The organism is Citrobacter sp. XT1-2-2 (assembly GCF_023516235.1).
Lineage (GTDB): Bacteria > Pseudomonadota > Gammaproteobacteria > Enterobacterales > Enterobacteriaceae > Citrobacter > Citrobacter werkmanii.
Map to the genome: position 1 here is coordinate 114879 of NZ_CP097324.1, position 25932 is coordinate 140810.

Annotated in this window: 25 protein-coding genes; 12 read left to right on the top strand and 13 right to left on the bottom strand. The window is 49.3% G+C overall.

Features of this window, described 5'->3' with window-relative positions; genetic code table 11:
• Window positions 1-2: 2 nt before the first annotated feature.
• Window positions 3-1280, bottom strand: a complete 1278-nt coding sequence (waaA, locus tag M4I31_RS00570) for a lipid IV(A) 3-deoxy-D-manno-octulosonic acid transferase (protein ID WP_069323706.1) — start codon at window positions 1278-1280, stop codon at window positions 3-5.
• Between the two features lie 396 nt (window positions 1281-1676).
• Between waaA and M4I31_RS00575 the strand changes: the two genes are divergently transcribed.
• From M4I31_RS00575 to M4I31_RS00590, 4 genes are read left to right on the top strand one after another with little or no spacing between them, the layout of a single operon-like run.
• A complete protein-coding gene (locus tag M4I31_RS00575; protein ID WP_085049108.1) occupies window positions 1677-2801 on the top strand; it encodes a glycosyltransferase family 4 protein in 1125 nt (374 codons plus the stop codon).
• Window positions 2794-3591, top strand: coding sequence for a lipopolysaccharide core heptose(I) kinase RfaP (gene rfaP / locus M4I31_RS00580; protein ID WP_038635354.1), 798 nt, complete (start codon window positions 2794-2796; stop codon window positions 3589-3591). Before M4I31_RS00575 ends, rfaP begins: the two co-directional genes overlap by 8 nt.
• A gap of 30 nt (window positions 3592-3621) precedes the next feature.
• Window positions 3622-4641 (top strand): glycosyltransferase, encoded by a 1020-nt coding sequence (locus M4I31_RS00585; RefSeq protein WP_085049107.1) that lies wholly within the window; start codon window positions 3622-3624, stop codon window positions 4639-4641.
• A gap of 47 nt (window positions 4642-4688) precedes the next feature.
• Window positions 4689-5681: a glycosyltransferase gene (locus M4I31_RS00590; RefSeq protein WP_085049106.1), complete on the top strand. Its 993-nt coding sequence runs from the start codon at window positions 4689-4691 to the stop codon at window positions 5679-5681.
• Window positions 5682-5708: 27 nt separating this feature from the next.
• Here M4I31_RS00590 and M4I31_RS00595 read toward each other — a convergent pair whose 3' ends face one another.
• Genes M4I31_RS00595 through rfaD form a run of 7 tightly spaced genes read right to left on the bottom strand, consistent with a single transcriptional unit; the run spans window position 5709 to window position 12978 of the window.
• Window positions 5709-6653 (bottom strand): glycosyltransferase family 8 protein, encoded by a 945-nt coding sequence (locus tag M4I31_RS00595; protein WP_085049105.1) that lies wholly within the window; start codon window positions 6651-6653, stop codon window positions 5709-5711.
• On the bottom strand, window positions 6654-7709 hold the full coding sequence (gene rfaQ / locus M4I31_RS00600) for a lipopolysaccharide core heptosyltransferase RfaQ (protein ID WP_085049104.1): 1056 nt from the start codon (window positions 7707-7709) through the stop codon (window positions 6654-6656).
• A gap of 1 nt (window position 7710) precedes the next feature.
• Window positions 7711-8724: a glycosyltransferase family 2 protein gene (locus M4I31_RS00605; protein ID WP_085049103.1), complete on the bottom strand. Its 1014-nt coding sequence runs from the start codon at window positions 8722-8724 to the stop codon at window positions 7711-7713.
• Window positions 8721-10001 carry an O-antigen ligase gene (locus M4I31_RS00610; protein WP_139815587.1) on the bottom strand — a complete coding sequence of 427 codons (1281 nt, stop codon included), beginning with the start codon at window positions 9999-10001 and terminating at the stop codon, window positions 8721-8723. The genes M4I31_RS00605 and M4I31_RS00610 overlap by 4 nt, the downstream gene beginning before the upstream one ends.
• Before the next feature lie 16 nt (window positions 10002-10017).
• Window positions 10018-10986, bottom strand: coding sequence for a lipopolysaccharide heptosyltransferase RfaC (rfaC, locus tag M4I31_RS00615; RefSeq protein WP_085049102.1), 969 nt, complete (start codon window positions 10984-10986; stop codon window positions 10018-10020).
• A gap of 3 nt (window positions 10987-10989) precedes the next feature.
• Complete coding sequence (rfaF, locus tag M4I31_RS00620; protein ID WP_069323713.1) at window positions 10990-12036, bottom strand: ADP-heptose--LPS heptosyltransferase RfaF; 1047 nt, start codon at window positions 12034-12036, stop codon at window positions 10990-10992.
• A 9-nt stretch (window positions 12037-12045) separates the two neighbouring features.
• Window positions 12046-12978, bottom strand: a complete 933-nt coding sequence (rfaD, locus tag M4I31_RS00625) for an ADP-glyceromanno-heptose 6-epimerase (RefSeq protein ID WP_003827312.1) — start codon at window positions 12976-12978, stop codon at window positions 12046-12048.
• Window positions 12979-13192: 214 nt separating this feature from the next.
• Here rfaD and kbl point away from each other — a divergent pair, with 214 nt between their 5' ends.
• The 3 genes from kbl to M4I31_RS00640 all read left to right on the top strand — a co-directional run bounded on the left by kbl (window position 13193) and on the right by M4I31_RS00640 (window position 16655).
• Window positions 13193-14389 carry a glycine C-acetyltransferase gene (kbl, locus tag M4I31_RS00630; RefSeq protein ID WP_085049101.1) on the top strand — a complete coding sequence of 399 codons (1197 nt, stop codon included), beginning with the start codon at window positions 13193-13195 and terminating at the stop codon, window positions 14387-14389.
• A 9-nt stretch (window positions 14390-14398) separates the two neighbouring features.
• Window positions 14399-15424 carry an L-threonine 3-dehydrogenase gene (tdh, locus tag M4I31_RS00635; RefSeq protein ID WP_069323715.1) on the top strand — a complete coding sequence of 342 codons (1026 nt, stop codon included), beginning with the start codon at window positions 14399-14401 and terminating at the stop codon, window positions 15422-15424.
• Between the two features lie 193 nt (window positions 15425-15617).
• Window positions 15618-16655, top strand: a complete 1038-nt coding sequence (locus M4I31_RS00640; RefSeq protein ID WP_085049100.1) for a glycosyltransferase — start codon at window positions 15618-15620, stop codon at window positions 16653-16655.
• On the opposite strand, the gene M4I31_RS00645 is transcribed toward M4I31_RS00640, so the two are convergent.
• Genes M4I31_RS00645 through gpmM form a run of 3 tightly spaced genes read right to left on the bottom strand, consistent with a single transcriptional unit; the run spans window position 16656 to window position 20420 of the window.
• Entirely contained in the window at window positions 16656-17579 is a 924-nt protein-coding gene (locus tag M4I31_RS00645) for a divergent polysaccharide deacetylase family protein (RefSeq protein ID WP_085049099.1), read from the bottom strand.
• Window positions 17580-17582: 3 nt separating this feature from the next.
• On the bottom strand, window positions 17583-18842 hold the full coding sequence (gene envC / locus M4I31_RS00650) for a murein hydrolase activator EnvC (protein WP_233638173.1): 1260 nt from the start codon (window positions 18840-18842) through the stop codon (window positions 17583-17585).
• Between the two features lie 33 nt (window positions 18843-18875).
• Window positions 18876-20420, bottom strand: a complete 1545-nt coding sequence (gene gpmM / locus M4I31_RS00655; protein ID WP_069323718.1) for a 2,3-bisphosphoglycerate-independent phosphoglycerate mutase — start codon at window positions 20418-20420, stop codon at window positions 18876-18878.
• Window positions 20421-20667: 247 nt separating this feature from the next.
• Here gpmM and M4I31_RS00660 point away from each other — a divergent pair, with 247 nt between their 5' ends.
• The 5 genes from M4I31_RS00660 to cysE all read left to right on the top strand — a co-directional run bounded on the left by M4I31_RS00660 (window position 20668) and on the right by cysE (window position 23835).
• Window positions 20668-21099 (top strand): rhodanese-like domain-containing protein, encoded by a 432-nt coding sequence (locus M4I31_RS00660; protein ID WP_003024148.1) that lies wholly within the window; start codon window positions 20668-20670, stop codon window positions 21097-21099.
• A 52-nt stretch (window positions 21100-21151) separates the two neighbouring features.
• Window positions 21152-21403 (top strand): glutaredoxin 3, encoded by a 252-nt coding sequence (gene grxC / locus M4I31_RS00665; RefSeq protein WP_003024152.1) that lies wholly within the window; start codon window positions 21152-21154, stop codon window positions 21401-21403.
• 46 nt (window positions 21404-21449) lie between these two features.
• Window positions 21450-21917 carry a protein-export chaperone SecB gene (gene secB, locus M4I31_RS00670; RefSeq protein ID WP_038635313.1) on the top strand — a complete coding sequence of 156 codons (468 nt, stop codon included), beginning with the start codon at window positions 21450-21452 and terminating at the stop codon, window positions 21915-21917.
• A complete protein-coding gene (gene gpsA, locus M4I31_RS00675) occupies window positions 21917-22936 on the top strand; it encodes an NAD(P)H-dependent glycerol-3-phosphate dehydrogenase (RefSeq protein ID WP_085049097.1) in 1020 nt (339 codons plus the stop codon). The genes secB and gpsA overlap by 1 nt, the downstream gene beginning before the upstream one ends.
• A gap of 77 nt (window positions 22937-23013) precedes the next feature.
• On the top strand, window positions 23014-23835 hold the full coding sequence (gene cysE, locus M4I31_RS00680) for a serine O-acetyltransferase (RefSeq protein ID WP_016154965.1): 822 nt from the start codon (window positions 23014-23016) through the stop codon (window positions 23833-23835).
• Between the two features lie 94 nt (window positions 23836-23929).
• Here the strand turns inward: cysE and trmL are convergent, their stop codons facing one another.
• Both trmL and M4I31_RS00690 read right to left on the bottom strand, forming a co-directional pair.
• Window positions 23930-24403, bottom strand: a complete 474-nt coding sequence (gene trmL, locus M4I31_RS00685; protein WP_085049096.1) for a tRNA (uridine(34)/cytosine(34)/5-carboxymethylaminomethyluridine(34)-2'-O)-methyltransferase TrmL — start codon at window positions 24401-24403, stop codon at window positions 23930-23932.
• A 45-nt stretch (window positions 24404-24448) separates the two neighbouring features.
• Window positions 24449-25789, bottom strand: a complete 1341-nt coding sequence (locus M4I31_RS00690) for an aromatic acid/H+ symport family MFS transporter (protein ID WP_085049095.1) — start codon at window positions 25787-25789, stop codon at window positions 24449-24451.
• Window positions 25790-25932: the final 143 nt, after the last annotated feature.

Sequence of the window (25932 nt, forward strand, 5' to 3'; positions counted from 1 at the left end):
CCTCAATGCGTTTTGGGTGGCAGATAAGGTTCCAGCAGCTGCAGCAGGCGCTGTAGCGCGCCCTGATTTTGATACAGGACTTCAACTGCATGACGGCCATAAAAATTACGATAATCGGCATCGGTCAGTAAAGAAGAGACCTCTTTCACCAGCGTGGTTGCGTCGGTGACGGTGATCAATCCGCTTGCCTGTTCGAGACGAGCACAAATATCTTTAAAATTAAAAGTATGTGGCCCCATCAGTACCGGAATGGCGTGTGCCGCGGCTTCCAGTGGGTTGTGTCCGCCACGTTCAACCAGTGAACCACCGACAAAAGCAAGGTCAGCAATGCCGTAAAGCAACATCAGCTCGCCCATGGTGTCGCCGATAACGACCTGAGTATCTGAGGATGGAACTTCGCCAGAAGAGCGTGTGGTATAGCTTAGCCCAGCCTGGCGTACGAGGTTAATGGCATCCGGGAATCGCTCAGGATGTCTGGGAACCAGGATCAGCAAAAGATTAGGAAACTGATTTAATAACGCCTGGTGGGCTGCAATGATAATGCTTTCTTCACCATCGTGCGTGCTGGTTGCAATCCACACCGGGCGATGAGGCGCCCATTGACGACGCAACGTAATCGCTTTGGCGGCCAACTGTGGCGTGACGGAAATATCAAACTTCAGGCTGCCGGTGACGGTGACCTGATTGCTCCTGGCGCCAAGCGTAATAAAACGAGCGCCATCTTCTTCGTTCTGTGCGGCAATCAACGTAATTCGACGCAGTAGCTTACCAACAAATTTGCCTAATTTTGCGTAGCCAGCGGCTGAACGCGCAGAAAGCCGTGCGTTGGCGATGACCAGAGGAATACCGCGTTTATGGAGTGCCGCGATCAGATTTGGCCACAGCTCGGTTTCCATGATTAACACCAGCTTGGGGTCAACTTTATTCAGGAAACGGTTCAAAGCATCCGGTAAATCGTATGGCAAATAAATGTGCTGAACGTCAGTACCAAACGCGGATTGTACGCGCTCAGAGCCGGTTGGCGTCATGGTGGTTACCGTGATCGGCAAGTCGGGATAACGATGTCGCAGAGCACGGACTAATGGAATAGCTGCCAGCGTTTCGCCCACAGAAACTGAGTGAAGCATGATGCCGCCTGGTTTTAGCGGACGGCGGTAAAAACCGTAGCGTTCACCCCAGCGTTTACGGTAGGCCGGAGCCTTACGTCCGCGCACCCAAAGCCGTATCCAGATCAAAGGCTGAATAAGGTAGAAAAGGGCGGTGTAAAGCAATTCGAGCATAATGGTAGCTAACTTATGAATGTGCTGGGGATTCTATGTATTTAACTATGGCTTTACCATCATTTTTATCCAGGTCGAAGCAAAACGATGGAATCGTCGCGGCACTGTTTTAATCGGCGGCATTTTTAAAAATGCCTATGAACGTACTGACGCGGCTTAACGTCTTGTGCGGCGCGTGTTTTAAGGTGAATGCGTTAATTTTATATCTTTTTGTTTTTAATGATTTATTTCTTTATTTTGTTCAAAAAATATTCGTTTCGGAATGCATGGTAATAAATGATATACTACTGCGCAATTTCAGGTAGCTAGCCGGCAGAAACGTTTCGAAAACATGGGCGGTAAACTTTGGATGTATCAGACCTGCTATGCCTGGCGACGCGATGCGGATATTAATGCATGAATATTGCTTTTTGTTTGTACAAGTATTTCCCCTATGGTGGGCTACAGCGTGATTTTCTGCGAGTAGCGCTCACGGTTGCTGCACGAGGTCATCATGTCCAGGTGTTTACCCAGTCATGGCAGGGCGAACGTCCGGAAGGACTCGAAATTATACTCGTACCCGTCACAGCCAGAACTAATCATGGGAAAAACGAGCAATATTATCAGTGGGTTCAGCATTATTTAAGTCAGCATCCCGTCGATCGTATCGTTGGTTTTAATAAAATGCCTGGGTTGGATGTGTATTACGCCGCCGACGTTTGCTATGCGGAAAAGGTCGCCCGCGAGAAGGGCTTCTTCTATAAGTTGACGCGTCGGTATCGGCACTACTCTGCATTTGAAAAAGCGACGTTTCAACAAGGTTCCGGTACCACGCTTTTGATGTTAACCGATAAGCAAATCGGTGATTTCAAACAGCATTATCATACCGAGAGCCAGCGTTTTCGTATTCTGCCGCCAGGTATCTACCCAGACAGAAAATACAGCCTGCAACCTGAAAACAGCAGGCAGATTGTCAGAGAAAAGAATGGTATTGCTCTCGATCAGTTCCTGCTTCTGCAGGTCGGATCAGATTTCAAGCGTAAAGGTGTGCCAAGAAGCGTACACGCGTTGGCTTCTTTACCTGAGACTATACGTCACCGTACTCAGTTGATGGTTGTTGGTCAGGATAAGGCCGATCGTTATCGTGCTCTGGCCCGCCAATTGGGTATTGAAAAGCATGTGCAATTCTTCTCGGGGCGAGATGATGTCGCTGAATTGATGTCCGCTGCTGATTTATTGCTTCACCCGGCAGTTCAGGAAGCCGCTGGTATTGTCTTGCTAGAAGCCGTAGTAGCCGGGCTGCCAGTATTAACTACTGAGGTATGCGGCTACGCAGGTTATATCACTGCCGCCCGATGCGGCGTGGTGATTCCTGAACCTTTTGCGCAGGAAAATTTGAATACAGCGCTTTTCGATGCGCTGCAAAATAATGAGCAGAGAAGTCGTTGGGCTGGAAATGCGCGACATTTTGCTGATACAGAAGATCTCTACAGTCTGGCAGATAAAGCTGCAGATATCATTTTAGGTCTCGAAAATGATTGAATTGAAAGAACCATTTGCCACGCAATGGCAAGGAAAAGACCCGTTCACGGAAGTCACTAAGCTGGATGGCGAGGTTTTTCGCGCTCTGGAAACTCGGCGTACCCTGCGTTTTGAGATGATGGGAAAAGGTTACTTTCTTAAATATCATCATGGGACCACGCTTAAAGAAGTGGTGAAAAACCTTATTTCTCTGCGCATGCCTGTGCTTGGCGCGGACCGGGAGTGGCTGGCGATTCACCGTTTGCAAGCACTGAATGTGGATACAATGACGGGGGTTGCTTTTGGACAGAAAGGGCTGAATCCGTTAGAGCGAACCTCATTTATTATCACCGAGGATCTTTCTCCTGCCATCAGTCTTGAAGATTTTTGCGCCAACTGGGGAGTTGAACGGCCCGATTTTGTATTAAAACGGACCATTATTACCCGCGTGGCGGAAATGGTGGGTAAAATGCATCGAGGTGGGGTAAATCATCGGGATTGTTATATTTGCCATTTCCTGCTCCAACAGCCGATGCCAGCAGATGTTGCGGATATCAAACTCTCTGTGATTGATCTACATCGTGCTCAAATACGTCAGCAGGTACCACGCCGCTGGCGGGATAAGGATTTGATCGGGCTCTATTTCTCCTCACTGGAAATTGGTCTAACGTCCAGAGATATCTACCGTTTTTTACGTGTCTATTTTTCGATGCCATTACGTGAAATCTTTCGTCAGGAAGTCAGGTTGTTTGAACAGGCTGTCACAAAAGCGCAAAAAATAAGACAAAGAACAATAAGAAAAGCGCTATAAATTACACATGGAGTTTGAGGCTATTTTATTATGAACAACGATTTCCAGAAGTTGATCATTCAAAAACATATCATCGACAGCTCTATGCATGACAAGAGTAAAAAACTAAGCGTTGCGTATGGTGTCGATCGTAATTTTTTGTTTGGTTCTGGCATTTCTATGACCTCAGTATTAGTGAATAATCCTGATATTGATATCCATTTTTATATCGCCACTGACTATATCGATGACGACTATCTGGAAAGCATAAAACGACTGACACAAATGTACAGTACGACCGTGACTGTCCTTGTTTTCGATAATGCGGCATTTCGTGAACTACCGATTACGAAATCATGGACTTATGCAATGTACTATCGTTACTTTGCATTTGAATATTTAAGCGCCGAATTAAGCTCGGTACTGTATCTGGATGCCGACGTCATTTGTAAAGGTTCTCTACGAGAGTTTACCGAGGTTCATTTTTGTGGGGAATATGCTGCTGTCATTAATGATATTGATGAAGTGCGGATTAAATCCGGTACCAGACTCGGTATCCCTGAACTGAGTAATGGGTATTTTAATTCTGGTGTTGTATTTGCGAATCTCAAAGTATGGCGTGAGCAGCAGTTGTTAACCAAAGCATTTTCTATATTAGAAAAACGCCAAAAAGAATTACTTTATTTCGATCAGGACGTACTCAATATTTTATTTGTCGGAAATGTTATTTTCCTGAGGAGAGACTTTAACTGCATTTATGAAGTTGATCGGGAACTCAAAAATAAAAACGATAAAACTTATCAGGATTTCATTACCGACGATACGGTATTAATTCACTATGCCGGTGTCACTAAACCATGGCATTCATGGGCCAAATACCCGGTGGCTAAATTTTTTATTGAGGCATATCAGAAATCCGCATGGGCAGAAAAGTCTCTGTTAAACGCAAACACAGCCAAGTTGTATAAACGTAAGTCACGACATGAAAGAGTGCAGCGAAAATATATCCGTTCTGTGCTAAGTCATGTTATGTATATAAAAAATAAGTTACATAGCTCTAAGGCTCATTGAAATTAAAAACAGTAACTTATTGATAATAAATTAAATAGGTGTAGCGAATGAACTTTGATTGTCATCAGTCTATAACAAAGATCCTTGATTTTAATCAAGCGCCATCTGAACAACAAACACAGCTCAATATCGCCTGGGGTGTGGACAAAAACTTTATGTTTGGTGCTGCAATCTCGATGACATCAGTGCTATTGCATAATAAAGATCTGAATATCCACTTTCATCTTTTTACTGATTATATTGATGCTGATTACCAGCAACGTATTGCAAAATTAGCAGAGCAATTTGCAACTAACATCTCAATTTACATTATGGATGCTAATGGGTTAAAAATATTACCTAGTGGTAATGCCTGGTCGCATGCAATGTACTTTAGATTCATTGCCTTTGAATATCTTGCTGAGAAAATAAATTCGCTTTTATACATTGATGCGGATGTGATTTGCAAAGGTTCACTTGAAGAGCTAACCCAAATTGAACTTGGTGAGTATGTGGCTGCTGTAATTACAGATGTTGATGATAGCCCTGCCAGAGATATTGAAGAAAATAGAGATTATTTCAATTCTGGTGTCATTTTTGCAAATCTTAAAAAGTGGAAAGAAGAAGATTTTATCAACGCAGCCTTTGATATTTTATTGGATAAAAAAAATAAGCTTGCATTCCCGGATCAGGATGTTTTGAATATTCTCTTCTTAAAGAAAGTGATCTTTCTGGAAAGAAGGTTTAATGCTATTTACGGCATAAAACAAGAGCTAAAAAGCAAAGATCTTGCAAAATATAAAGAATATATAACACCCGATACTATTCTAATCCATTATGTCGGCGTGACTAAGCCGTGGAACTCTTGGGCAAACTATCCTTCGGCACAGTACTTTGTTGAAGCGTGGAAAGCTTCTCCATGGGCAGATGTTCCTTTGTTAGCAGCCAGAACACCAAAACAATACAAAAAGAAATCACGGCATGAAAGGCTACAAGGAAAGTATTTCGCTTCAGTAATTAGCTATATCGGCTATTTACGAGCAAAGTTACAAAGTAAGTAAAAAAACTCCCGAAAGGGAGTTTTTTATTTAGCGCAGTTTTGTTTTGAGATATTTTATATACCATTTGATAGAAGCACAATAATTTCCCCTTTTGACTTCCTGACGGGAGTAGACCCGATAATCAGTAGGTCTCATGCGCGGAGCGTAGGAACGCATTTCTGTATACCGCCATGGTGTGAAATGATGGTAGAAGAGGTAAAGTTGTTGTGAAAGCCCGGAGTGTTCTTTGTACCAAGGCTTTCTTCCTCCGGTGAAATGGATAATGCGTGGCAGGATATCTTTTTGATAGAAGAAACACTCTTTTTGTTGGTCGTTAAACCAGTTAAACAAAAAATTCCATCGATTATCAATAAATTTGACGTTGCCACCCATTGCAATATTCAAGGCATCTTGGTCTGGGTAGGGAAGACTTTCTCCTCGATCAAATAAAATCTGATTGGCTTTTGTTTCAATATCATTTTCAAGCCATTTTTTTATGTTTATGTACAGAAATCCGGAGTTAAAATAAGAGGAAGTGCTAAGTTTCAAGCGTTTAGCATTTTTATTATCAGTGTTATTTAACGAATCATGACTGGCAGCACAAATTACTTCACTAATATCAATACTATTAATTTCATGGATTTTGTCGAAGCACAGAGTATCAGCATCTAAATAGATAAAATGCTCTACTTTATCTTTAAGCAGACGAGGTACGGCCAGCCTCATATAGATTGAACGGTTCAGGTGTTTGATTGCAAAGTCATTGTTATATTTTTCAATCTCTTCTTTATCAATATTGATAACCTGAATTTTATCGCTGGTTACGCGCAGTTTATTGATTTCGTTGTCTGAGACGTCATAGACAAAAACGAAAAATGACAGGTCTTGTCCTGGGTTGTTCATTATGACGGACATAATGGACACTGCTACATACTCCAGATAATTAGCATCTGTACAGTAAGCAATATTAATAACGTTATTTTTGTTGTCCATCTATACTTTCTCATTGCCTTTATTATTGCCACTATCATGAAGTACCCTATCGATAGCGTCAATCACGGCTTGCTCCGGTATCCATGTTAAATATTTTTTTGACCTGTCGAGTTCATCTCTGGGAGGCATGGGATGGTAATCGCCAGCCCAAATCAATACAGCATTATCTGACCATGGTCTCCATTGCTGATAATTGGTTGCCCCAAACAGGCAGACCTGTGGTGTCCCTAATGCTGCCGCCATATGCATAGGTGCAGAATCGACCCCGATGTAAAGAACCGCATGGTCGATCAACGCGGCCAATTGCAGGAAGGTTGTTTTGCCTGCCAGTGTCAGGTCAGGTGATGATTGACACTGTTCAGCAATACGCTGGACTTGCTGTTGTTCACTCACTGCTGGCCCACAGGTTAGGTAAACATGCAGACCACGCTGATGCAGATAGTCAATCACATGGGCAAATTTATCATCATCCCAACATTTGAATTCTTGTCTGGCTGTCGGTTGAATAACGACATATTTTTGTGAAGGTAATGCCGGAAGTTGGGAAACCAAATAGTGGTAATCATCCTGGCGGTAGTGCAGTGACATCTCTTTTTTCAGATCGGTCTCGCTAAACCCAACACCTTTTAGAATGGAGAGATTTTGTTCAACTATGTGCGTACCGGTCAGCGGTGTAACCCGTGAAAAAAGCTTGTTCCATTGTTTCTTATCACGCTCAAATGCAATTGAGGGGCGACGTAATGAGGCAATAAGAGCGCCAATCGGCCACTGCTCGGTTAAATTAACGATCAGGTCGTAGTGATTTTTTTTCAGTTGTTGGCGCACCGAAAGATAATTTTTTACTGTATCTAAAAGGCCTTTCTTTTTCTCAATTAGATAAAACTCATTAATACTTTCATTTGCTGCCAAAATTGATTTTGTATCTTTATAAAGAAGCAGATCGATTTGAGCATGAGGATAACGAGCCCGAATGCTGGCAATGACAGGAGTTGTTAATAGAACATCACCATAAAATTTGAGCTTGCAAATAAGAACACGGTCGACTTTATCAAACATGTTAAAATCCCTTCCGAAACAATAAATTTTTGCATGCAGATAGTATCTTGTACCTTATTTCAGAAATTGAGCGGTCGATATGCGGATATTTCATCTTAAGGATTATTTTGTTTTTAACGATTTTGGTATCGCAGCATGCAAGTGCATTCTGAATGTCATTTAACATACTTTCATTATAACGATAGTAGCCTTTCTTTTTACGTAAAAGTTTGCGGCCTTCCAGAAAACAATTGATGATCATTAATGTGGCGACAGTACGTTTTTCTTTATTTTTATTCACATACTTATACATTTTTCGCATAGCAAAGAAGATGCTGTCCGCATCGCTATCAATAATATTTTCGGTAATGCCTTTGTCATTTAATCGATAGTAATAAAGCTGGTTCTCTATTTTTAAAATAGAACGACATTTGAAATATTGGAACGGGCAAAAAATGACATCTTCATAACGACGATGTTCTTCGAATCGATCGTTGCCAATAATGTCGCGGTGAAAGATTTTTGTCATAAGATGCCATTGCCCGGCACGAAATGTTGGCAACAGGGGAGCATAGTTATCATCAGCCAACATAATTTCGTGTTCGGCTAAAGCCTGCTTTGCAGCAGGTTTATTCTGATACAGATTGTTGATATCCCTGGTTAAGTTGAATTCCACGATATCATATTTTTCCTCCCTTAATTTAGGGAGGAGAATAGTGAAATAATCCTTACAGACAAGGTCATCGCTGTCGACAAAACCAATATACTTTCCCGTTGCATGCGCAAGCCCAACGTTACGGGTGATTGCAACACCTTGATTTTTTTGGTTTATATATTTAACGTTGTTGCAGCTATGCTCACGATAAAATGCCTTGATACATTCTTCTGTTAAATCTGTTGAGCCATCATTAACAATTATTATCTCCACCTCGTCAGTAACGCTCTGATGGATAGATGCCAACGTCGCCGTGATAAATTCGGCATTGTTGTATGCAGGTATTATAATGCTCAATAAATAACCTGAAGCATTAATCATGGCATTTTTCTCTCGTTGGATTTCGAGCTCAGCATTACTGCTACGCATAACGCCAGTACGCTGCTCAAGGCTTCACCTTTGGCATATAGTAATAAATCACTCAGGCCATAGATAGCGATAGCGCCTGAGATGACAAACAACAGAGGACTACGTTGCCAGTAAGCTCTTAAAAACATAGCGGTATAGAGCAAGAGTAGCACAACAACTCCGGGGATACCCTTCAGCGAATAGGTATCGATAATTTCGTTATGCAGATGGATGTCAACATAGGCGAGAGCCCCTTGCATTGCGACATTTTGTAATGCGAACGCTTTGATTTCTGCATCTCGTTGTTCAAGTGATTGTCCCCAGAGGTGTGCGTTTCCTGCTTTGATACCGACCTGTTGCATCGCAAATCGCGCGCCAATTGATGTATTACTGTTACTCTGGCTGTAAGAATGCAAGTCGGTCATCAGATTCTGGTAGCGCACCTCAATAACCGATTTTAGCGGAATAGTTGCCAAACCGCCGAGTATTATAAAGGCTAGCAATGCTCTTAATAACATTCTGTGATTATGTCGGTAGTGCATGAAAAATAGCCCAATACTCAGGATTGGATAGACCAGAATGGCCGCTCGGGTCTGTGTCATAACCATGACAGCAAGAGAGAGCAAAAAATGCAAAAGATAGAGTAAAACAGTGTGTTTTAGTCGCAGATTAAGGATGGCCTGTGATGCTAACAAAGCGATAAATGTCAGGCCGTAAGCCGCTCCGGTTGGATGTTCAAAACCGAGAGCAACACGGTAGTTCATCGGTTCTGGTGCCACAGCAAGCTGATAGCCTGCAAAAAGATACAGACCGATGGCGGTAATAATGCACCAGATATTGGTGAAACGAGGTTTGATTGCGCATGAGGTATGTGTTGCCAAAGCAGTAAGAACCAGCGCGGCAAACAGCATCACTTTGCCACCGTTCTGATATGAGCGGTAGGCTCCGGTAAAGGCCGAGCCTGGTTGTTTAAATATTTCTACCCAAATAATCTGGAGCAAACCGAAGAGCAGCAACATAAAAGGCAAAACCAGATTCTTTTTCTCACTGCATACATACTTTAAGTTTTTACCTATAAGAGGCAGAGACAGAGCCGTGGAGAAAATAAATATCTTCAGCGCTTCATCTGGATTGACCAGCACCATCCCGAGAGTAGCAAGTATCCCGGCATAAAATAAGCAGTATACAAAATCGAATGGATTATTTTTTATACTATATATAAAGCGAGAAAACATGTGTTGGTGAAGCATGGTTCATCTCTTAAAGTTAAAGCAAATTATTATCAACCAGCGATGCGTTGACTAAACTAGCATGCAGATCCTGCAATTTTCCGGAATGACTCTGTTGTGTATATTGGTTTTTCCCATATCCCCCAATCAGTCCCGGATCAGTTGGGCCATACAGCGTAATATTTGGGCGATCCAATGCGGCGGTTAAATGGCTTAGGCCTGTATCAACCGATACTACAAATTTGGCCCCTGCGAGAACACGGGCGACCTCTTCCAGACTCATTCGTGGCATGACATCAACGTAAGGGAACCCTTCCGCCAGTCGCCTGGCACGCGCTTCTTCATGCGCGGCTCCCCAGGGCAGTTTAATGCGTATGCCTGCATTGTTTAACAGGCCAATCAGCTCCCGCCAGTTGGCTTCCGGCCAGTGCTTATCATCACGGGTCGTGGCATGCAGAAACACCGCATATTGCCCTGCATCAGCATTTACTTCTGTCAAAAAATGCTGAGCGATAGCGTAATCACCCTGCGATTGCGGTTTGTTATATCCCAGACTTTTCGCAAACAATTCACGCGTACGTTCTACGGCATGCTGTTGTTTGGCAATATGATGCTTGCGATTATAAAACAGGCTCGCCAGCGGTTCACGGGCCGTGCTCCAGTCCATACCATGCTTGATCCCGTGAGCCAGACGAGTAACCAGCGCTGCGCTTTTTACCAACCCCTGCGCATCAATTATCGCGTCATACTGCAGTAAACGGACCGCATCGCGGAACGTTTTACGCTCAGCTTTAATCGGCGCTGAAAACCACGCTTTACGCCAGCGGCGGATCGCTACCGGAATCACGCGGTCAACGGCCGAATGCCAGGAGGGGATCTGAGCGAACCCTTCTTCCACCACCCAGTCAAAGTGAATATCCGGTATGGCCTGCTGCGCATCGGTTAATGCGGGCAACGTATGCAGCACATCGCCCATAGACGATGTTTTAACGATCAGAACCCGCATCCGTCAGGCTTCCTCTTGTAACAACAGGTCATTAAGTTCTTCCAGTACGCGCTGAGGAGTAATGTCGATCAGGCTCTGATGATAGCCTTCTGCTGCATCGCCTTTACGCACTTTGTGGTAGCCCGTAATCAGGCGGACGACTCGCGCTTTGTGCGACAACGGCGGGGTAAAGTCCGGACTACTTGGGCCATATAATGCTACCAGAGGTCGATTCAACGCGGCGGCAACGTGCATTAATCCAGAATCATTGGTGACAACCGCTTTGCAGGCAGCGAGAAGAATGACTGCCTGCTCCAGCTGTGTCTCACCCGCCAGATTGCGGCACCAGGACTGCTGTTCAAGGCTCAGCGTAGCGAGGATCTCATTTCCGGCTTCGTGGTCTTTTGCAGAGCCAAACAACACAATCTGATGGCCTTCATCGATTAATTGTTTCGCCAGTTCCGCATAGTGGTAATGCGGCCAGCGTTTCGCCGGACCAAATTCCGCACCAGGGCAAAAACCGATGATGGGGCGTTCGGCAGAAAGAGAGAACTGACTACAGGTCAGGGATTTTTCACCTTCGCTGACCTGCAACTGCGGCCATAGCAGAGGCTGCGGCAAATCTTTGGCCGTCAGCATCACGCCTTTATCATAGGCCAGAGCCACATAGCGCTCGACCATCAACGGCCATGCTTCTTTATCCAGCACGCGCGCATCGTTTAGCAGGCCGTAGCGCATCTCGCCACGCCAGCCGGTACGATGGGGGATGCCAGCAAAAAACGGCACCAGAGCGGATTTAAAAGAATTCGGCAGCACCCAGGCGCGATCATAGCGTCTTTCACGCAGGCTATGACCGAGCTTACGGCGCTCGCCGATCTCCAGCGCGCCGTGTCCCAGCGGCATGGCGATGGCTTCGTTGACTTCAGGCATACGCGACAGCAGCGGACGGCACCACGCCGGTGCCATCACGTCGATTATCGCCTGGGGATAGCGCGCCTTGAGCGTGCGATAGAGACTTTGCGACATCATCATGTCGCCCACCCATGACGGGCCGATCACCAGTATTTTCATGCTAACTTCTTACGCGTCGCGGTTCAGCCAGGCCATATATTCCGTTACGCCTTCGGCAACGGTCTTAAACGGCTTGTCATAGCCCGCTGCGCGCAGGTTAGTCAGATCTGCCTGAGTAAATGCCTGGTAGCGGCCTTTCAGTTTTTCCGGGAATGGAATGTACTCAATGCTGCCTTTTTTATGGTACGCCAGCGTTGCATCGGCAACGGCCTGGAAAGATTCCGCGCGACCGGTGCCGAGGTTAAAGATGCCGGATACCCCGTTTTCGAGGAACCACAGATTTACCGCCGCCACATCGCCAACATAAACGAAATCACGTTTGAAGTTTTCACTGCCTTCGAACAGTTTTGGTGTTTCGCCATTGTTAAGCTGGGTATTGAGGTGGAAAGCGACGCTTGCCATGCTGCCTTTGTGGCCTTCGCGCGGTCCGTAGACGTTGAAATAGCGGAAGCCAACAATCTGAGAGTTGGCTTCTGGCAGGATCTGACGCACGTATTCGTCGAACAGGAATTTTGAGTAGCCATAGACGTTCAGCGGTTTCTCATATTCACGGGATTCGATGAAATCAGACGTACGACCGCCGTAAGTCGCGGCGGAAGAGGCGTACAGGAACGGAATTTCGCGCTCCAGGCAGTAGTGCAGCAGCTCTTTGGAGTATTGATAATTGTTATCCATCATATACTTGCCATCCCACTCGGTGGTGGAAGAGCATGCGCCTTCGTGGAAAATCGCTTCGATATCGCCGAAATCTTCGCCAGCCATAATCTGGATCAGGAAGTCTTCCTTATCCATGTAGTCAGCAATATTCAGGTCCACTAGGTTAACAAATTTAGTGCCGTCTTTCAGGTTGTCCACCACCAGAATATCGGTGATGCCTTTATCATTCAGGGACTTAACGATGTTGCTGCCGATAAAGCCCGCGCCGCCGGTAACGATGATCATAAATGTAACCTTCGAATTATGGAGTCAGAGACAATCTCAGACACGAATACTTCTATCATATCACTACATGGTCCAGGCTTCAGCCATTCACCGATAAGCTGTGCGGGTACGCGTGATTTATGCTTCATTTTGAAGAAGTGATGATGCGTCATCTCGTATCAATGTATAGCTTTGGGTAATATGTGCTGAAATTTGCCCAGTCTGGAGAATTGAAATGCGTGGGGATTTTTACAAACAGTTAACCAACGATCTCGAAACCGCACGTGCGGAAGGATTGTTTAAAGAAGAGCGCATTATTACATCTGCCCAGCAGGCGGATATCACCGTGGCAGATGGAAGCCACGTTATTAACTTTTGTGCGAACAACTATCTGGGACTGGCTAACCACCCGGAACTGATTGCCGCGGCAAAAGCGGGTATGGATTCTCACGGGTTTGGTATGGCTTCGGTACGCTTTATTTGTGGTACCCAGGACAGCCATAAGCAACTGGAGCAAAAACTGGCGGCTTTCCTTGGTATGGAAGATGCCATCCTTTACTCTTCCTGCTTTGACGCCAACGGCGGTCTGTTTGAAACGCTGTTGGGTGCAGAAGACGCGATCATCTCCGATGCCCTGAACCATGCTTCAATCATTGATGGCGTTCGTCTGTGTAAAGCGAAGCGTTTCCGTTACGCCAACAACGACATGGTCGAGCTGGAAGCGCGTCTGAAAGAGGCGCGCGAAGCGGGGGCTCGTCATATCCTGATTGCCACCGATGGCGTGTTCTCTATGGATGGCGTGATTGCGAACCTGAAAGGCGTCTGCGATCTGGCGGACAAGTACGGTGCGCTGGTCATGGTTGATGACTCCCATGCGGTCGGCTTTGTCGGCGAAAATGGTCGTGGCTCTCATGAATACTGTGACGTGATGGGCCGTGTGGACATCATTACCGGTACGCTGGGTAAAGCGCTCGGCGGCGCATCCGGTGGTTACACCGCGGCCCGTAAAGAGGTCGTTGAGTGGCTGCGTCAGCGTTCCCGCCCTTATCTGTTCTCCAACTCACTGGCTCCGGCGATTGTGGCTGCTTCCATTAAAGTGCTGGAAATGGTCGAGCAAGGTAGCGAACTACGCGATCGCCTGTGGGCGAACGCGCGCCAGTTCCGCGAGCAAATGTCTGCCGCAGGCTTTACCTTAGCCGGTGCGGACCACGCGATTATCCCGGTTATGCTGGGTGATGCGGTGGTGGCGCAGGAGTTTGCCCGTGAACTGCAAAAAGAGGGGATTTACGTTACTGGATTCTTCTATCCAGTGGTTCCAAAAGGCCAGGCGCGTATCCGTACTCAGATGTCTGCAGCGCATACCCCTGAGCAGATTACGCGTGCTGTTGAGGCGTTCACACGCATTGGTAAACAACTGGGCGTTATTGCCTGAGGATGTGAAATGAAAGCGTTATCCAAACTGAAAGCGGAAGAGGGCATTTGGATGACCGACGTTCCTGAACCGGAAGTCGGCCATAACGATTTGCTGATTAAAATCCGTAAAACAGCCATCTGCGGGACTGACGTTCACATTTATAACTGGGATGACTGGTCGCAAAAAACTATCCCGGTTCCGATGGTCGTGGGGCATGAATATGTCGGCGAAGTTGTTGGCATTGGTCAGGAAGTTAAAGGCTTTAAAATCGGCGATCGCGTTTCTGGCGAAGGTCATATCACCTGTGGGCATTGCCGTAACTGCCGCGGTGGACGTACACACCTGTGTCGCAATACGACCGGTGTCGGTGTAAACCGTCCTGGTTGTTTTGCACAATACCTGGTGATCCCGGCATTTAACGCGTTTAAAATCCCGGACAATATCTCCGATGATCTGGCGTCCATCTTCGATCCGTTCGGTAATGCGGTGCACACGGCGCTGTCGTTCGATCTGGTGGGAGAAGATGTGCTGGTATCCGGCGCGGGTCCAATCGGTATTATGGCGGCGGCGGTTGCGAAGCACGTTGGCGCACGCCACGTGGTGATCACCGACGTGAATGAGTATCGCCTTGAGCTGGCACGCAAAATGGGTATCACCCGCGCGGTCAACGTATCGAAAGAGAATCTGACCGACGTGATGGCTGAGCTGGGCATGACCGAAGGGTTTGATGTAGGCCTGGAGATGTCCGGTGCGCCGCCAGCGTTTCGCGCTATGCTGGATACCATGAACCACGGTGGCCGTATTGCTATGCTGGGTATTCCGCCATCTGATATGTCCATCGACTGGACTAAAGTTATCTTTAAGGGGCTGTTTATTAAAGGCATCTACGGTCGTGAGATGTTTGAAACCTGGTACAAAATGGCCGCTCTGATTCAGTCTGGTCTGGATTTGTCGCCAATTATCACCCATCGATTCTCCATCGATGAATTCCAGCAAGGCTTTGACGCGATGCGTTCAGGGCAGTCAGGGAAAGTGATCCTGAGCTGGGATTAACCGTATCCACGTAGTGGATTCTGCACGCCGTCCCCGGATGTTGACTATCGTTAACTCTCCGGGGATTTTTTTTGTTTGCTGCGCTCATTCGTCAGGCGCATTTTCCGCTAAAGGTTTGAGAAATTTTCTCTGAAGAATTACCGCTAAATATGTTAGAAATTGCCGTTAATTATACTGTTTGGCAGGATTTGATATGACCTATACCCCCGGCCTATTGAGCGTCATTATGCCGCTCTACAATACGGGTGAACCATTCATTGCGTGTATGGATTCGCTGATTGCGCAAACGTGGAAAAATCTGGAGATCATCATTGTTAATGATGGCTCTACGGATAACTCTGCGCAGCTCGCACAGGCGTATGCGGATCGTTATCCGCACGTTCATCTACTGCATCAGCAGAACGGGGGAGTCTCAGCGGCGCGTAATACCGGCATGGAAGTCGCCAGGGGCGAGTACATCGCTTATGTTGACGGTGATGATATTGCTTATCCGGAAATGTATGAAACGCTGATGACGATGGCGTTGAAGGACAATCTGGATGTTGCGCAATGCAACGCTGATTGGTGTATTGCCGAGACGGGTAAAACCTGGACATCTATTCCTACCGATCGAATTCGTTCTACCGGCGTGATGACCGGGCCAGATTGGTTACGCAAAGCGTTAGCCAGTCGTCGGTGGCGGCACGTTGTCTGGATGGGCGTTTACCGTCATCAGACCATCCGCGACGCAGGGCTGGCCTTCCTGTCTGGCCTGCATCACCAGGATATCATCTGGACCACGGAGTTTATGTTTAATGCGAAACGCGCACGCTACACGGAAGTCCCATTGTACAAATACTTCCTGCACGGCGCATCCGTGAGCCGACTGCCGCGCACCGGGCTGAAAAACCTCGCCTATCAGCGTCACTACATCAAGATTACCCGCCTGCTCGACAAAATGAATCATGAGTACGCCGGGCGCATTCCCATTTACCCGGAATTCAAACAGCAAGTGATTTACGAAGCGCTACGCGTTTGTCATTGCATACGTAAAGAGCCGGACGAAAAAATCCGCCAGCGTATGATTGCTGAAGTATTTGTGTCGGGTATGTTCAAACGGATGCTAAGTAATATCTGCAGCGTTAAGCTGGGTTATCAGGTGCTGCTGTGGGCCATCCGCTTTAGCCAGTGGCGCGATAAATCACTGACGCCGCGCCGCCTGGCCCATTTAACGCTGGATCTTAACGACTGATTATTGCCAGCCCTGCCACTGCAGGCGCATATATTGCACCAGTGTGCTTTGGGCGATGCTTTCACCGAGTACGGTGAAGTATCGACTGGCGTAAATGGGTTCTAACGGCTGTTTCGGTTTGCACAATTTCACACCGCGGAAAGGATTACGCGGTGCGCCGTTATTCGGTTGCGTGAGGTTAGGTCTGGAGGTATCGACCTGCGGTTCATTGAGCAGGCTGCTCGGACGAACCAGCGTAATATCGGCTGGCAGATTATAAAGCATCTGCTGTAATACTCGCACCGTGGAAGGATGAGGGTGTCCAATGGCGATCGCTGAGCCGTTGCGGCGCGCAAGATCGACGGCGCGAGTAAACTGACGACGAATGTCAGCTTCATTTTGCGTGTCATCCAGGAAGACTTTGCGTTTGATGACCTTCACACCGGTTCCTGACGCTGCGCGCATGGCCTGGCTGTTGCCGATGGTCATGCTGTCCAGAAAGTAGAGATCGTAACGTTCCAGCGCCTGCATCACCTTCTGCATGCCAAACAAGCTGGAAGTCATCGCACTGCCCATATGGTTGTTCAGCCCCACGGCATTCGGCACTTTGCTTACCGCGTCGCGAATAATGCGCTCAATCTCTTCGCTGCTCATTTCCGGGCGCAAAGTATCTTTCTCTAACGGTTGTTTGCTCAGCGGCGCCATCGGCAGATGGATTAACACCTCATGTCCACTGTTATGCGCTTTAATCGCCATTTCACGCGCATGTGGAGCATTGGGTAAAACGGCAACGGAGATGGTGGAAGGCATCGCCAGTACCTGATTTTCAGTTTGTGGACGATAGCCGAAATCATCAATAACGATGGCGAGTTTGCCAGCAAAAACAGGTGTTGCGAAGGCCAGCACGCTGGCAAGAGAGAGTAATAGACGACGAAATTGAGGCAAAACTTATCTTCCCAACCACGGCTGTGGATTGACCGCCTGACCCTGGCGACGAATTTCGAAATAGAGTGCCGGCCTGCCCTGACCGCCGCTGCTACCCACAAGCGCAATAGGCTGCCCGGCGCGAACCTGCGTACCGACGCTGACCAACGCGCTCTGGTTATAACCGTACAGGCTCATATCGCCTTTACCGTGCTCGACCACGACGACCAGACCATAGCCCTGCAACCAGTCCGCCAGAATGACGCGACCATCGGCAATGGCTTTAACTTCGGTGCCTTCGGATGCGCCAATAACCATACCCTTCCAACGTAGCTCACCTTGCAGTTGTTCGCCATAACGATGCAGCGTTGGGCCGCGAACAGGCCAGAATGCCTGGCCGCGCGGCGATCCCAGGCCGCCGGTACGGGACATCAGTGATTTTTCGCTTTCGGTCGGCTTGTAGGTCGAGCCTTTTCGTGACGCATCCTTCTGCTTATCACGTACGGCCTGCGCCTCGCGCGCTTCACGTTCCGCGCGCGCTTTGGCCGCGGCTTCAGCGCGAGCAATGCTGTTGCGTAGACGGGATTCGTTAGCGCGCATTTCGCCCAGTTGCTGCTGGCCCTGTTGAATCGATGACTCCAGACCCGACAGTGTTTTCTGACGTTCGTTACGCGCCTGCTCCAGCTTAGCCTGCTGAGCGCGTTGTTCGTACAGCAGGGTCTGCTGTTCGCTCTGCTTATCTTCCAGCTCGGCTTTTTGTGAGTCGACCTCTTCGCGGGTTTGTTTCAGCTGCGCGATAGTTTCTTGCCGCGCCTGGTTCAGGTAGCCGAAATAGGCCTGCAGACGCTGTCCGCGCTGGCTTTCTTCGCCGCTAAGGATGAGCTGAAGACCGGTGTGTTCACCCTGGCGAAACGCGGCGTCTAACTGGGCTGCCAGGCTGCGCTCTTGCGCTGCCCGCTGTTTTTCCAGCTTCGCGAGCGCGGCGTTCATCTCAGCGATTTGTGCGTTCAACTGTGCCAGTGAGTTTTGCGTTTCGCGCAGTTGCCTTGCGGCGACGGCGATGGCCTGCTCCTGAGCTTTAAGCTGAGCGAGGAGAGTGGAACGTTGTTGTTGCTGTTGGCGTACCGCGCGTTCTTTTGCCGCGATATCGGCCTGAATCGATTTGAGCTGATCGCGTTCGTCCGCGTGGGCGGAAAAGGTGCACAGCAATACGCCAGCGCTAAGCGCGCTGGCGTAGAACAAGGGCCTGACTGAAAACTTTGGCAGTTTCACGGCCCGAGTGATGGTATTAATCGCCTTTCCCCTCATGGGGAGGGATTATTCCACGATGAACAGCGGCTTACCAGTCATCTCTTGCGGGATTTCCATACCCATCAGCGTCAGCATCGTTGGGGCGATATCTGAAAGTTTACCGCCTTCGACCGCTTTAACGTTTTTACCACCGACATAAATCAGCGGAACCGGCAGGTTGGTATGCGCGGTATGCGCCTGACCAGTAGACGGATCGCGCATTTGCTCTGCGTTACCGTGGTCTGCGGTGATCAGCAGCTGTCCGCCAACGGATTCAACGGCTTTCGCTACCTGCTCAACGCAATGGTCCAGCGCTTCAACCGCTTTAACCGCTGCTTCCATCACGCCGGTGTGGCCAACCATGTCGCCGTTCGGATAGTTACAAATGATGGTGTCGTATTTACCGCTCTCAATCGCTGCAACCAGCTTCTCGGTCAGTTCAGCAGAGCTCATTTCCGGCTGCAGATCGTAGGTCGCGACTTTCGGCGAGTTGATCAGGATACGGTCTTCGCCTGTGAACGGCTCTTCTACGCCGCCGTTGAAGAAGAAGGTTACGTGCGCATATTTTTCGGTTTCGGAAATACGCAGCTGCGTTTTTTCGTTCTTCGCCATCCACTCGCCGAAGGTGTTGGCCAGAGATGCTGGTGGGTAAGCCACCGCAGTTTTGATGTCGGCCGCGTATTCCGTCAGCATCACAAAGTTGAGGTTAACGACTTTCTTACGGGCGAAGCCATCGAAGTCAGCGTTAACGAATGCGCGAGTGATTTCACGCGCACGGTCAGCACGGAAGTTCATGAAAATCAGCGTATCGCCGTCTTCCATAGCGGCTTCTGCCTGACCTTCGGCACGGATCACGGTCGCTTTGACGAATTCGTCGTTCTCGTCGCGGGCATAAGCGGCCTGCAGGCCTTCAACCGCCGTAGCGAACTGGAACTCGCCCTTCGCCAGCGTCATCAGATCGTAAGCCTGTTCTACGCGATCCCAACGGTTGTCGCGGTCCATAGCGTAGTAACGACCGATGATGGAGGCTACGCGACCTTTGCCCAGCGCGGCAAATTTCTCTTCGAATTTCTGCAGTGAATGTTCAGCGCTGCGCGGCGGGGTATCACGGCCATCAAGGAAAGCGTGCAGATAGATTTTTTCCGCACCGCGTTCAGCGGCCAGTTCTACCATCGCCATGATGTGATCTTCGTGGCTGTGAACGCCGCCAGCAGAGAGTAGACCCATGATATGTACCGCTTTTCCGGCATTTTTTGCCTGGTCGACCGCGTGGGTCAGCACCGGGTTAGCGAAGAACGTACGCTCTTTGATTTCGACATCCAGACGGGTAAGGTCCTGATACACGATACGGCCCGCGCCCAGGTTGACGTGACCCACTTCGGAGTTGCCCATCTGGCGATCGGGCAGGCCGACTTCCAGACCAGACGCATCAATCAGGGTATGCGGACGTTTTGCCCACAGCGCATCCATTACCGGGGTTTTAGCAGTAAAAATGGCGTTATCCTGGCTGTCTTCGCGATAGCCGTAGCCATCCAGAATCACCAGTACCATAGGTTTTTTAGAAACCGACATTGCGACAACCTCACACTCATAGATAAAAAATAATTGCGTAATTTTACTACAGCTGAATCGATAAAGTAGCCCCCGAAGATCAAATAATGGGGGATCGCGTGCCAGGGGGAACACCGATTTACATTTTTTTTTCCGTAGCGCCCCGCAAAAATGCAATCCAATGCACGCTCTGGCTGTATTTGCGCCAACGCGCAGGTATACTCCTTTCCTGGTTTTTTTAATCACTAGTCGGGAGTTGTTACCCCCCATGCAAGAAATTATGCAATTTGTTAGTCGCCACCCTGTCTTGAGTATCGCCTGGATTGCGTTACTGGCGGCTGTATTATTTACCACGTTTAAGAGCCTGACCTCAAAAGTGAAGGTGATTACTCGCGGCGAAGCTACACGTCTCATCAATAAAGAAGACGCCGTTGTTGTGGATTTACGCCAGCGCGACGACTTCCGCAAAGGCCATATCGCAGGCTCCACTAACCTGCTGCCGAGCGAAATCAAAGCCAACAATTTTGGCGAGCTTGAAAAACACAAAAACAAACCTGTGATTGTGGTTGATGGTTCAGGCATGCAGTGCCAGGATTCAGCAACTGCGCTGATTAAAGCCGGTTTTGAGCAGGTATCCGTACTGAAAGACGGCGTAGCGGGCTGGAGTGGTGAGAATCTGCCACTGGTTCGCGGCAAGTAATTTACCCGTCTTCTTTCATGCCGCAGGGTAAAAAGAACACTGGAGATAAGTCATGGCCAATATTGAGATCTACACCAAAGCAACCTGCCCGTTTTGCCATCGCGCAAAAGCGCTGTTGAACAGCAAGGGTGTGAGTTTCCAGGAACTTCCGATTGACGGCGATGCCGTAAAGCGTGAAGAGATGATCAAACGCAGTGGCCGTACGACGGTTCCGCAGATTTTTATTGATGCACAGCACATTGGCGGTTGTGACGACTTGTATGCGTTGGATGCGCGTGGTGGACTGGATCCCCTGCTGCGATAAGGCGTACTGAAAGTATTTAAAGGACAACACTAAGGGTTTTCTAAACATGTCAGAACAAAATAACACTGAAATGGCTTTCCAGATCCAACGTATCTATACCAAGGATGTATCTTTCGAAGCGCCAAATGCACCACATGTTTTCCAGAAAGATTGGCAGCCAGAGGTTAAACTTGATCTTGATACCGCATCTACCCAACTGGCAGATGACGTGTATGAAGTCGTGCTGCGTGTCACCGTAACGGCTGCTCTTGGCGAAGAAACGGCGTTCCTGTGTGAAGTTCAGCAGGGCGGTATTTTCTCCATCAGCGGTATCGAAGGGACTCAGATGGCGCATTGCCTCGGCGCATACTGCCCGAACATTCTGTTCCCGTATGCCCGCGAATGCATCACTAGCCTGGTTTCACGCGGTACGTTCCCGCAACTGAACCTTGCGCCGGTCAACTTTGATGCGCTGTTCATGAACTATTTACAGCAGCAGGCTGGCGAAGGTACTGAAGAACATCAGGATGCCTGATGAACCAAAGTAATGCTTCAATGACTGTGATTGGTGCCGGCTCGTACGGCACCGCTCTTGCCATTACCCTGGCAAGAAATGGCCATCAGGTTGTCCTGTGGGGCCATGATCCAAAACATATCGCGACCCTTGAGCACGATCGCTGCAACGTCGCGTTCCTCCCTGATGTGCCTTTTCCCGACACGCTGCGCCTGGAAAGTGACTTAGCCACTGCGCTGGCCGCCAGCCGTAATATTCTGGTGGTAGTGCCGAGCCACGTCTTTGGCGAAGTGCTGCGTAAGATCAAACCGCTGATGCGTCCTGATGCGCGTCTGGTCTGGGCGACAAAAGGTCTGGAAGCGGAAACAGGGCGTCTGTTGCAGGATGTGGCGCGTGAAGCGCTGGGGGATTCTATTCCGCTGGCGGTCATCTCCGGCCCGACGTTCGCCAAAGAGCTGGCGGCGGGTATGCCGACGGCGATTTCTCTGGCCTCGACGGACGACACCTTTGCTGACGATCTCCAGCAGTTGCTGCACTGCGGCAAAAGCTTTCGCGTTTACAGCAACCCGGATTTCATTGGCGTGCAGCTTGGCGGCGCGGTGAAAAACGTCATTGCGATTGGCGCGGGAATGTCCGACGGCATCGGTTTTGGCGCCAATGCGCGAACCGCATTGATCACCCGTGGACTGACCGAAATGTCGCGTCTTGGCGCGGCGCTGGGTGCCGATCCTGCCACCTTTATGGGGATGGCGGGTTTAGGCGATCTGGTGCTGACCTGTACCGACAACCAGTCGCGCAACCGTAGATTTGGCATGATGCTCGGCCAGGGGATGGACGTGCAGGGTGCGCAAGACAAGATTGGTCAGGTGGTGGAAGGCTACCGCAATACGAAAGAAGTTCGTGAATTGGCACACCGTTTTGGTGTTGAGATGCCAATAACCGAGGAAATTTATCAAGTATTGTATTGCGGAAAAAACGCGCGCGAGGCAGCATTAACGTTATTAGGCCGTGCACGCAAGGATGAGCTGAGCCGCCACTAGCTGTAAGGAACTGTTGAATATAACGACCCGACCCGCGAAGAACGGGTCGGTCGTTTTGCTACCTTCTGGAGTACGCAATGCCGTGTGAAGAACTGGATATCGTCTGGAAAAACATTAAAGCGGAAGCCCGGGCACTGGCGGAATGTGAGCCTATGCTGGCCAGTTTTTACCACGCAACGCTGCTCAAGCATGAAAACCTCGGTAGCGCGCTGAGCTATATGCTGGCGAATAAGCTCGCGTCTCCAATCATGCCTGCCATTGCGATTCGCGAAGTTGTGGAAGAGGCCTACGCGGCCGATCCCGAAATGATTGCTTCGGCGGCTTGTGATATCCAGGCGGTACGCACGCGCGACCCGGCCGTCGACAAATATTCCACCCCACTTCTGTATCTGAAGGGCTTTCATGCGCTTCAGGCCTATCGCATCGGCCACTGGCTATGGCATCAGGGGCGTCAGGCGCTGGCAATCTTCCTGCAAAATCAGGTATCTGTTTCTTTCCAGGTAGATATTCATCCGGCGGCAAAAATTGGCCGTGGGATTATGCTCGATCACGCCACCGGTATTGTGGTGGGTGAAACCGCCGTGATTGAAAATGACGTCTCTATTTTGCAATCCGTTACGCTTGGCGGGACCGGTAAAGCGGGCGGCGATCGTCATCCAAAAATTCGTGAAGGGGTGATGATTGGCGCGGGCGCGAAAATTCTCGGCAACATTGAAGTCGGGCGCGGCGCGAAGATTGGCGCGGGTTCCGTCGTTTTACAACCCGTACCGCCACATACTACCGCCGCAGGCGTCCCGGCACGCATCGTTGGCAAGCCTGACAGCGATAAGCCGTCCATGGATATGGATCAGCATTTCAACGGGATACATCATACGTTCGAATACGGCGATGGCATCTGATTTCGAGCCATGCCCGGTGGCGCTGCGTTTACCGGGCATACGTGGTATTTGTAGGCCGGATAAGGCGTCAGCCGCCATCCGGCATTGAATTTTTTTACGACCGTAATACCGCGCCAGAATATCCCAGTTGGCGCCAGGCTTCATACACCACCACTGACACCGCATTTGACAGGTTCATGCTACGACTGTCCGGCATCATCGGAATACGAATTTTTTGTTCGGCCGGCAGAGCGTCGAGGATACTGGCTGGCAGACCGCGTGTTTCCGGGCCAAACATAAGATAATCCCCATCCTGATAACTTACTGCGCTGTGCGCTGGCGTACCTTTGGTGGTCAGGGCAAACAGACGCTGCGGGTTTTCTGCGGCGACGAAGGCGGCGTAATCAGGGTGGCGCAGCACGGCGGTAAATTCATGGTAATCCAGGCCTGCACGACGCAGGCGCTTGTCGTCCCAGGTAAAGCCCATTGGCTCAATAATATGCAGACGAAAGCCAGTATTGGCGCAAAGACGGATAATATTGCCGGTATTTGGCGGGATTTCTGGTTCGAATAAAACGATGTTAAGCATACTGCCCCCTTAATAACGGGGGCAGAATAGCAGAAACAGCGGGTACTATGCGACGGTCAGCGCGCGCGGTTTATAGCGTTGCAGCTTGTAAATCGTGGCCGCAGCAGCCAGCAGCGCGGGAAGGCTAAGGAACATTAAGATACTATCAGCCTGCCATTGCAGGGAAAGCAACTGGGCGCTCATCATCGTTCCGGCCACGCCGCCGAATCGACCCACGCCCTGCATCCACGCAATACCCGTCGCGCGGCAGTGGGTAGGATAGAACGTTGCGGCCAGCGTCTGCAGCCCGGACTGCGCACCGTTCATGGTAATCCCCATCAGGAAAATCAGTGCGCCGAACAGGATGATATGGTTATGCTCAAACCCGAGGGCGAGGGCAAACAGCATCGTCAGAATAAAGCCGAGTGATACCACTTTATGTGCTTCCCAGCGATCCATTAACCAACCGGCCAGCAGGATCCCGGCCGTACCGCCGAAGGTAAACAGCGAAGTTAACCAGGCCGATTCCGCCAGTGGATAGCCCATGCCCAACATCAGAGTGGGCATCCAGCTCAGCAGTACGTAATAGATAACCAGTCCCATAAAGTAGGTCAGCCACAGCATCAGCGTGCCAGGCAGCCAGGGCATACTGAACAACTGCGCCACGCTGCCTTTTTTGACCGTAACCTTGTCTTCATCCAGATAAAACTGGGTGACCTGTTCCAGACTGCCTGACATAAAGCGTTGGGCAATACGTTTCACCTGCGCAACGCTTTTGCCACGGTGCACCAAATACTTAACCGACTCCGGCAGGAACAGCACCAACAGCACGGTGAGCGTCAGTGGGGCGATTGCGCCAGCGAGCAGCACGCTGTGCCAGCCGTAGTTGGGGATCAGCCAGGACGAGATGACGCCACCGCCCGCAGCCCCTAATGGAAAGCCGCAATACATGGTGTTTATTGCCATCGAACGGCAGCGTTTGGGCGCAAATTCTGACACCAGGGTAATGGCATTGGGCATTGCTGCGCCGAGTCCAAGCCCGGTGAGGAAGCGCCAGAACGTTAACATATTCAGCGTCTGTGCATAGGCGGTGCCGAGACTGGCGAGGCCAAAGAACAGGCAGGAAAAGACCAGTACGCGCTTACGGCCCATCCGATCGGAAATCGGTCCGGCCAATAATGCGCCAAATGAGAGACCCAACAATGCGGCGCTTAAAACAGGCCCGAGATCCTGCTTCTGGATGCCCCAGTCAGCAGAGAGCGTGGGCGCAATATAACCCATCGCCGCCGTATCGAAGCCGTCAATGGCTAACACCAGAAAGCCCAGGACAATAATCACCCAATGAAAGCGTGAAAAAGGACTGTCGTCTATCGCCTGCTGGATATTCACTTTACCGGAATAAGCCATGTCACCCTCGCCCGTTATGATGGTTGTTATCTACCCGTCATACTTCAAGCTGCATGTGCGTTGGCTTTCCTCGCTCACCCCAGTCACGTACTTATGTACGCTCCTGAGATTCGCTGCGTTGCCGCCTTCCTGCAGCTCGAATT

What these genes read in the sequence shown, in the direction of transcription:
- trmL (WP_085049096.1), bottom strand. Translation starts at nt 24,403, where the DNA reads ATGCTTAACATCGTTTTATTCGAACCAGAAATCCCGCCAAATACCGGC.
- rfaC (WP_085049102.1), bottom strand. Translation starts at nt 10,986, where the DNA reads ATGCGGGTTCTGATCGTTAAAACATCGTCTATGGGCGATGTGCTGCAT.
- M4I31_RS00640 (WP_085049100.1), top strand. Translation starts at nt 15,618, where the DNA reads ATGACCTATACCCCCGGCCTATTGAGCGTCATTATGCCGCTCTACAAT.
- M4I31_RS00590 (WP_085049106.1), top strand. Translation starts at nt 4,689, where the DNA reads ATGAACTTTGATTGTCATCAGTCTATAACAAAGATCCTTGATTTTAAT.
- M4I31_RS00575 (WP_085049108.1), top strand. Translation starts at nt 1,677, where the DNA reads ATGAATATTGCTTTTTGTTTGTACAAGTATTTCCCCTATGGTGGGCTA.
- tdh (WP_069323715.1), top strand. Translation starts at nt 14,399, where the DNA reads ATGAAAGCGTTATCCAAACTGAAAGCGGAAGAGGGCATTTGGATGACC.
- rfaP (WP_038635354.1), top strand. Translation starts at nt 2,794, where the DNA reads ATGATTGAATTGAAAGAACCATTTGCCACGCAATGGCAAGGAAAAGAC.
- gpsA (WP_085049097.1), top strand. Translation starts at nt 21,917, where the DNA reads ATGAACCAAAGTAATGCTTCAATGACTGTGATTGGTGCCGGCTCGTAC.
- M4I31_RS00660 (WP_003024148.1), top strand. Translation starts at nt 20,668, where the DNA reads ATGCAAGAAATTATGCAATTTGTTAGTCGCCACCCTGTCTTGAGTATC.
- grxC (WP_003024152.1), top strand. Translation starts at nt 21,152, where the DNA reads ATGGCCAATATTGAGATCTACACCAAAGCAACCTGCCCGTTTTGCCAT.
- M4I31_RS00690 (WP_085049095.1), bottom strand. Translation starts at nt 25,789, where the DNA reads ATGGCTTATTCCGGTAAAGTGAATATCCAGCAGGCGATAGACGACAGT.
- waaA (WP_069323706.1), bottom strand. Translation starts at nt 1,280, where the DNA reads ATGCTCGAATTGCTTTACACCGCCCTTTTCTACCTTATTCAGCCTTTG.
- M4I31_RS00610 (WP_139815587.1), bottom strand. Translation starts at nt 10,001, where the DNA reads ATGCTTCACCAACACATGTTTTCTCGCTTTATATATAGTATAAAAAAT.
- M4I31_RS00605 (WP_085049103.1), bottom strand. Translation starts at nt 8,724, where the DNA reads ATGATTAATGCTTCAGGTTATTTATTGAGCATTATAATACCTGCATAC.
- M4I31_RS00585 (WP_085049107.1), top strand. Translation starts at nt 3,622, where the DNA reads ATGAACAACGATTTCCAGAAGTTGATCATTCAAAAACATATCATCGAC.
- cysE (WP_016154965.1), top strand. Translation starts at nt 23,014, where the DNA reads ATGCCGTGTGAAGAACTGGATATCGTCTGGAAAAACATTAAAGCGGAA.
- rfaQ (WP_085049104.1), bottom strand. Translation starts at nt 7,709, where the DNA reads ATGTTTGATAAAGTCGACCGTGTTCTTATTTGCAAGCTCAAATTTTAT.
- secB (WP_038635313.1), top strand. Translation starts at nt 21,450, where the DNA reads ATGTCAGAACAAAATAACACTGAAATGGCTTTCCAGATCCAACGTATC.
- rfaF (WP_069323713.1), bottom strand. Translation starts at nt 12,036, where the DNA reads ATGAAAATACTGGTGATCGGCCCGTCATGGGTGGGCGACATGATGATG.
- M4I31_RS00595 (WP_085049105.1), bottom strand. Translation starts at nt 6,653, where the DNA reads ATGGACAACAAAAATAACGTTATTAATATTGCTTACTGTACAGATGCT.
- rfaD (WP_003827312.1), bottom strand. Translation starts at nt 12,978, where the DNA reads ATGATCATCGTTACCGGCGGCGCGGGCTTTATCGGCAGCAACATCGTT.
- kbl (WP_085049101.1), top strand. Translation starts at nt 13,193, where the DNA reads ATGCGTGGGGATTTTTACAAACAGTTAACCAACGATCTCGAAACCGCA.
- gpmM (WP_069323718.1), bottom strand. Translation starts at nt 20,420, where the DNA reads ATGTCGGTTTCTAAAAAACCTATGGTACTGGTGATTCTGGATGGCTAC.